The organism is bacterium (genome assembly GCA_024226335.1).
GTDB lineage: Bacteria > Myxococcota_A > UBA9160 > SZUA-336 > SZUA-336 > JAAELY01.
In genome coordinates this window covers 144610-151545 of record JAAELY010000118.1, presented here as the reverse complement: position 1 = coordinate 151545, position 6936 = coordinate 144610, and the positions used below count along the sequence as shown (strand labels likewise).

Here is a 6936-nt window from a genome sequence, read left to right as displayed (position 1 = left end):
GCGCCACCTCCGTACGGGATGCGACTGTAGAACGTCACGTCGCCAATCCCGACCGCGCGCGCGATGTCGACTTCGTCGTTCGTATCGAGTGTGAAACTGGTCAGGCCATCGACCTCACTCGGGTCGATCCCCGCATCTTCGATCGCCTTGGAAACGCACTCGACCGCGAGCGAGAGTTCCGATACTCCCGAGTTCTTGGAGTACTCGGTCTGACCGATACCGATGATCGCGGCTTCGTCTTTCAGGGTCGTGGGCATCTCAGTTCTCCAGCGGCAGGGTCAGGGTGACCGTGCCCTCCACGTGGTTTCCCCAGGCGTTCTTTCCCACGACAGCGACCTCGACCACACCCTGTTCTGCGGTCTGGACGGTTCCGCTCATTTTCATCACATCCCCGGGCAGATTCGGCGCACCCAGTCGAATCTTCACGCCTGTGAGTGTGGCATCCGGACCCGCCCAGTCGGTGACGAAACGTCCGATGTAGCCGTTGGTGGTCAGGATGTTCATGATCACGTTGTTCAACCCCTGGGCCTGGGCGGCGCCGCGGTCGTGATGCACGGGAGTGAAGTCGCGCGAAGCGATCGCTCCACCGACGATGATGGCGGCAGTCAGGGGAACATCGAGCGGGGGCAACTCCTGCCCCACCTTCACGTCTGCGAATCGAAGCGAACTCATACCTGCTCCTGTGGACCGGTCCTCGCCATGTCGCGACCCAGGCGCGCCAGCTGACGTGTGGCGCCGCCCAGGTTCAGCTCGAGAGCTTTGGACCAGAGGAAATAGCGTTGAATCGGATAGTCCACGTCGGAGCCGAGTCCGGCGTGTAGATGCAGCGAGCTATTCGCGATTCGCGAACCCGCTTCGGCCGACCAGAACTTTGCGACCCATGCTTCGCGCCGCGCAGGCAGGCCCTGAGAAATTCGCCAGGCCGCGTGCCACATGGTCCAGCGCATGGCTTCCAGGTCGATGAAGGCATCGGCGGCGCGATGCTGCACGGCCTGGAATGAACCGATCGGCACATTGAATTGCTCGCGTTCGCGGGCGTAGTCTGAAGTGATCTCGAGTGCCCGCGCCGAGGCACCGACCTGCATCGCGCAGATCGCGATCAGAGCCCGCTCTTCCAGCCACTCGATGAAACCGACGCCGTCTGCATCCGTTCCGAGAACGCTTTCCGCAGCGACGCGTACGCCGCGCAGGTGCAGATCGCACATCGGCTCGCCGGTGGAGATGGAATCGCAGGTCACCTCGACCCCGTCGGCATGGGGATCGAGCAGGAACACGCGCACGCCGTCATCCGTGCTTGCAGGCACCAGAATGACGTCGGCACGATCTCCCCAGGGAACGCCGCGCTTGCCTCCATCGAGTACGAAACCGCCGCCGTCTGCGCGCGCCCGGGTCGCCGGAGTCGACGCGCTGCCGGAATCCGCATCGATCAGGGCCGCGCTCGCGATCGCTTCGCCCGAGGCAATCCTGGGCAAATACTCGGATTGCTGGGCCTCGGTTCCGAACTCGACCAGTGGCAGGCTGCCGAGCACAAGCGTGGCAAGCGCCGGAACCGGAGGCAACTGGCGGCCCAGCTCTTCCAGGAGCGGACACATCTCGGCGAAACCGAAGCCCATGCCTGCGAAGCTTTCAGGGATGGCGATACCGAGCAGATTCGCTTCAGCCAGCTTCATCCAGAGCTCGAGGTCGAACCAGGCTTCGCTCTTCTCGATCTCCTTGACGCGCTCGTGCGTCGCTTCCGCGACCAGGATCTCGCGCGCAAGCTCGGCGATCGTCTGCTGCTCTTCGCTCAGATCGAAATTCACGACGCGCTCGCCGGGCGGAACAACGGCAGCTTGAAACCGTCGTCGTCTTCGTGAATGAAGCCCTGCACCGCCATGCCGATGTGCACGTCCTCGAACTCACAATCCACGATGTTTGAAACGATGCGCGTCCCTTCTTCGAGTTCCACAAGGGCTGCGCAGATCGGGAAATCATAGCCGGGAAACTGCGGGTGACGGATCACGGTGTAGGTGTGAACCGTTCCTCGACCCGAAGCCTCGACCCAGCCCATCTCCATGGACCGGCACTTCTGACACATGGGGCGCGGCGGGTAGTACAACTCACCACAGGAATTGCACGACTGGATCGGGAACACACCGTCGTTCACCAGACCCCACCACCAGGAATTATCGTGTCCCATGGGGGGACGGATGCGTCCGGGCGACTGCGGCGCGCCAGTTTCGTCCAGCGGCGCTTGCGCCTGTTCCTGTGGCAGGAACTTGAGCACGCGGAAGGTCATCCAGCCAACCTCTTCGCTGTTCTGGTCGCGGAAGATCGTGCGCGTGGTGATGAAATAACCGATGCCCAGGGCCGTGGCCTTCTCCTCGGAAACCGCCTCGATGATCGTTTCGGCCGAAACCTGATCGCCCGGTCGCAAATAGCGCAAGAAGCTCTGCTCAGTATCTGTACCGACGACACCGCTGTAGCCGTAGTCGTTGAGCAGTTTGTGCAAGCGGTGTTGCTCGTTCCTGGGCTCGTCGTAGCCTTCGGCCATCGAGAAACCGTCCATGGTCCAGGCGTCCAGCATCGTCGGAGGCGCAACGATCCCGCCGTGTACCGTTTTCGATGCCGCATCGGTATCGAGGTAGGCGGGGTTCGTATCGCCCATCGCATCGCACCAGGCTCGAATCATCGGCTCGTTGACCAGATCCCGCCCCACACCCGGCGGGCCAATCGGCTTGCCTACGAACTTCTGAAGCTCGGCTTCGAGTTCCTTCTTCTTCTCGGGAGTGAGCGGCATTGCATCCTCTGATGGTGCACGGTGGCGAAGACGCGCCGCGCAGGTTCACGTAGGAGTCCGATTCAGCGGCGCGCCCGGGGCAGACCGAGCCCCGCCATCGCGATGATGTCGCGCATGACTTCGTTCACGCCGCCGCCGAATGTATTGACCATGGCCAGGCGATAGGCCGATTCGAGCAGACCGCCGAACAGGGCTCCCGTCTGGGAACGCCGCACCAGACCGGCTTCGCCGGTGATCTCGAGCAGGAGCCTGTAGACCTCGATGATCATTTCCGTGCCCAGCACCTTGACCGCCGATGCATCGGCCATCGCCGGTGAGCCGTTGTCGATGGACCAGGCCGAACGCCAGTTCAAGAGCTTGAGTGCGTCCAGCTTCGCGTACACGCGCGCCAGATTCGTCTGCACCCAGGCCTGGTCGATCATGCGACCGCCTTCGGGCGCCTGCGTGTTCGCTGCCCAGGCCCAGACCTCCTCCAGCAGTCGGTCCGCGGAACCGGGCATTGCGAGGGTGATGCGCTCGAGATTGAGCTGGCCCGTGATCAATCCCCATCCGCCGTTCTCGGGGCCGATCAGGTTCTCGACGGGCACGCGCACATTCTCGTAATAGGTTGCGTTCGTGCGTTCTCCGCCCACTGTCTGGATCGGCGTGCACGAAAAACCAGGCACGTCGGTCGGCACCAGGATGATCGAAATTCCCGCGTGCTTGCGCGCTTCGGGGTCGGTCCGAGCCGCCAGCCAGATGTAGTCCGCGTCCTGTGCGTGAGTCGTGTAGATCTTCTGCCCGTTGATCAACCACTCATCGCCATCGCGTACCGCGGTCGTGCGCAGCGAAGCGAGGTCGGTGCCGGCACTCGGCTCGGTGTAGCCGATGCCGATCATCAGCTCCCCATCGCGAATCTTGGGCAGCAGGAGATCCTTTTGGGCCTGCGTTCCGTGCTGCATCACCATGGGGCCCACGGTATTGACCGTGATCAAGGGCAGCGGCGCACGCGCGCGGTAGGTCTCATCCCAGAAGATGAACTGCTCGAGGTGCCCGCGACCCTGGCCGCCGTGCTCCTCGGGCCAGCCGATCACCAACCAGCCGTCCTTGCCCATGCGCCCGACGGCCTCGCGAAACGCCGGTCCCCCGAGTTGATCCCATTCCTCGTCGAGCCGACGGCGCAGATCGGGCGTAAACAGCTTCCGATAGTACTCGCGTAGCTCGAGTCGGAGTTTCTTCTGGTCGGGGGTGAAGTCGATGAACATCCGAAACCCGAAATTGAGGCAAGAAAACGGGGTTTGAGAAACGAAAATGAAACACGTTTCAGTTTTTCGCAGTATGGCGCGGGCTGCCGGGGAAGTCCAGTAGGGTCAGGGGGCCAGCTGGGCTCAGCGCTTCATGACATGGTCGTGGAAACCCTGGGCGGGCTCGATGAACAGGCCCTCGGCCTGTGCGGTCACCCCGTCCGGGCCGCTCAGCTCCCCGATCACGCGCACCTTGCGCCCCTGGGCGAGTGCAGTGCGGACCTGGAACTCGAGCTCCGTGTCGAGCGGCGTTGGCCGCCGGTACTTCAGATCGAGGGCGCCGGTCATGCCGCGGGTCCCGGTCGCCAGATTGTGGAAACCCAGGATCTCGTCGAAGAAAAAGGCGACGAAACCGCCGTGCACGCAGCCCGGAGGTCCCTCAAAGGCGGGTCCGAAACTCAGCCGGCCGCGCGTCACGTCTCCTTCGAGGGCGATCTCGAATTCCGGACACATCGGATGGTGGGTTCCGATCATGGGTCCCTGGACGTAATAACGCCGTCCCGTGCCGGACTCCTCCGGTATTCCCAGCCGAAGCCCCTCGCCTTTCACTCGATGGCGATCCAGGCGCTGCGTATCGGCTTCGATGGCTCGGGTTGCCGCCCGAAGGTCTTCGAGAACTCCGGGGCTCTCTTCGTCGACCCAGAGCATGGTGTCGAGCATCCCTCGCAATGCGGCCCCGAGGTCGACGAGTTCGGATGGGGCCGGGAAGGAATAGCGCGGAGATCTGGGAGTTGGATCGCTCATCGGCTTCCGCTCAGTCGTCCAGCTTGAAAACGCGCTGCGCATTTTCGCGCAGGAACTTCGGCCAAACGTGATCGCGAAAGGGAACATCGGGCATCTCCTGGAAGATGCGTTCCAGGGTCAGACCCATGGGGAAATAGCCCGCGTACAAGATCTTGTCGGCACCGCGCGTGTTCGCATACTGGATGATGTCCTTGGGGTAGTACCTGGGCGCGAAGGCGCTCGTCATATAGTAGAGATTGGGCCACTTGAGCATCAACTTGATCGCCAGTTCAGTCCAGGGTTCCGCACCGTGGCGCATGACGAATTTCAGCTCGGGAAAGAACCAGCAGACTTCATCGATCTGTTCGACCTTCTGCGGCCCCATGGGTAGACGCGGCCCCGGCACGCCCGCACAGACGCAGATGGGAACATCGAGTTCCACGCACTTGGCGTAGATCGGATAGAACTTCTTGTCGTTGATCGGAACCTGTGGACACAGTCCCGCGGGAAATGCAGTCACGGCCTTGATTCCGTAGCGCTCGTGCAACGCCACCAGCTTGGCGACCTCTTCCATGCCGTTGTTCGGGTTGACCTCGTAGCTGCCAAAGAAGCGCTCTGGATGCTCGCTCAGCGCACGCTGCACGATCTCGGCCTCCGAGCCGATATCGATCATCGCGCGTTCGATGCCGTACTTGTCCATCTCCTGGAGTACGAGCCCGACAAAATCCGCACCCGGTTCGTAGTTCGGGATGTTCTTGAACATGTACTCCGCTGGCATCTCGAACATCTGCAGAGATTCTTTGTCTCGCAGCAGCGGTCGCATGAACTCGTACCAGCTGCGGGTATCGTCGGTCGGGATGCTGAGCATCAGATCGATGATCCCGATGCCTTCGGGCATGGTCATTCCGAACTCCTTCACACACTTCGCACGAGCGAGGTGGCATCATGCACGAGTCAGATCATTTTCACGAGGTGACCGTGGGCCCACTGAGCGGATTGAAGATCATCGAGATTGCGGGAATAGGACCGGGACCGTTCGCGGCCATGATGCTCGCGGACATGGGCGCCGACGTGATTCGCGTGGCCAAGCCCGTGGAAGGCATGTTTGGCGGCGGCGGATCGGCCTTTGATCTCTTGAGTCGCGGGCGCCGTTGCATCGCCGCGGATCTCAAACAGCCGGAGGGCGTCGAGTTGATTCTGCGCCTCGTCGATAGCGCGGACGGACTCACCGAGGGCTTCCGACCGGGTGTGATGGAGCGCCTGGGGTTAGGACCGGAGGTGTGTATGGCGCGCAATGAACGGCTGGTATTTGGACGCATGACCGGATTTGGCCAGGACGGTCCACTCGCTCAGGCCGCCGGTCACGACATCAACTACATCGCCCTGGCCGGGGCACTCGAGCCAATCGGCCGAAGAGGCCAGCCCCCGACACCTCCGCTGAACCTGGTCGGGGACTTCGGAGGCGGAGGTCTGATCCTGGCCTGGGGCATGGTCTGCGCATTGCTCGAACGCGAACGCTCTGGCAAGGGACAGGTGGTCGACGCAGCGATGGTCGACGGGGCGGCCGCCCTGATGACGATCTTCCACGCAACCCAGCAGACGGGCTTCTGGAACGAAGAACGGGGCACGAACCTGCTCGATGGGGGTGCGCACTTCTACGACGTGTACGAGACCCGCGACGGAAAGTTCGTGTCGATCGGCTCGATCGAACCGCAGTTTTACGCGGAGTTGCTGGAACGACTCGAACTCACCGATCAGGACCTGCCCGAACAGATGGATCAATCGCACTGGCCCGAACTCAAGAAGCGCTTTGTCGAGATCTTCAAGACCCGTACGCGAGACGAATGGTGCGAACGCATGGAAGGCAGCGATGTGTGCTTTGCGCCCGTGCTCTCGATCGCCGAAGCGCGCGAGCACCCACACAATCGCGCGCGCGGAACCTTCGTCGAGGTCGCAGGTGCCGCGCAACCGCGACCTGCACCCCGCTTCAGCCGGACCGATGGACAGATCTCTGGCCCCCCCGCAAAACCCGGAGAACACACCAGCGAGATCATGGCGGAAGTCGGTTACAGCGAAGCAGAAATCAAGCGTCTGATCGAAGCAAGAGTCGTGCTCCAGGCTTAGTCCGTCTTTGAATTCTGCCTGGCCGGA

At 62.4% G+C, this 6936-nt stretch carries 8 protein-coding genes; 1 reads left to right on the top strand and 7 read right to left on the bottom strand.

Annotated elements, in window-relative coordinates; genetic code table 11:
- The 7 genes from GY725_05575 to GY725_05545 all read right to left on the bottom strand — a co-directional run.
- Positions 1–257 (bottom strand): lipid-transfer protein (locus GY725_05575; GenBank protein ID MCP4003647.1); only part of this gene is annotated, 257 nt, incomplete at its 3' end.
- 1 nt (position 258) lies between these two features.
- Entirely contained in the window at positions 259–672 is a 414-nt protein-coding gene (locus GY725_05570) for an acyl dehydratase (protein MCP4003646.1), read from the bottom strand.
- Positions 669–1802 (bottom strand): acyl-CoA/acyl-ACP dehydrogenase, encoded by a 1134-nt coding sequence (locus tag GY725_05565; GenBank protein MCP4003645.1) that lies wholly within the window; start codon positions 1800–1802, stop codon positions 669–671. Before GY725_05565 ends, GY725_05570 begins: the two co-directional genes overlap by 4 nt.
- The gene (locus GY725_05560; protein MCP4003644.1) at positions 1799–2779 is read right to left on the bottom strand and encodes a hypothetical protein; all 981 of its coding nucleotides are present in this window, start codon (positions 2777–2779) and stop codon (positions 1799–1801) included. Before GY725_05560 ends, GY725_05565 begins: the two co-directional genes overlap by 4 nt.
- A 62-nt stretch (positions 2780–2841) precedes the next feature.
- Complete coding sequence (locus tag GY725_05555) at positions 2842–4023, bottom strand: acyl-CoA dehydrogenase (GenBank protein ID MCP4003643.1); 1182 nt, start codon at positions 4021–4023, stop codon at positions 2842–2844.
- Between the two features lie 123 nt (positions 4024–4146).
- Positions 4147–4806 (bottom strand): PaaI family thioesterase, encoded by a 660-nt coding sequence (locus tag GY725_05550; protein ID MCP4003642.1) that lies wholly within the window; start codon positions 4804–4806, stop codon positions 4147–4149.
- Between the two features lie 10 nt (positions 4807–4816).
- Positions 4817–5689, bottom strand: a complete 873-nt coding sequence (locus GY725_05545) for an amidohydrolase family protein (GenBank protein ID MCP4003641.1) — start codon at positions 5687–5689, stop codon at positions 4817–4819.
- Between the two features lie 41 nt (positions 5690–5730).
- On the opposite strand from GY725_05545, the gene GY725_05540 reads away from it, so the two are divergent.
- Positions 5731–6909, top strand: coding sequence for a CoA transferase (locus tag GY725_05540; GenBank protein MCP4003640.1), 1179 nt, complete (start codon positions 5731–5733; stop codon positions 6907–6909).
- Positions 6910–6936: the final 27 nt, after the last annotated feature.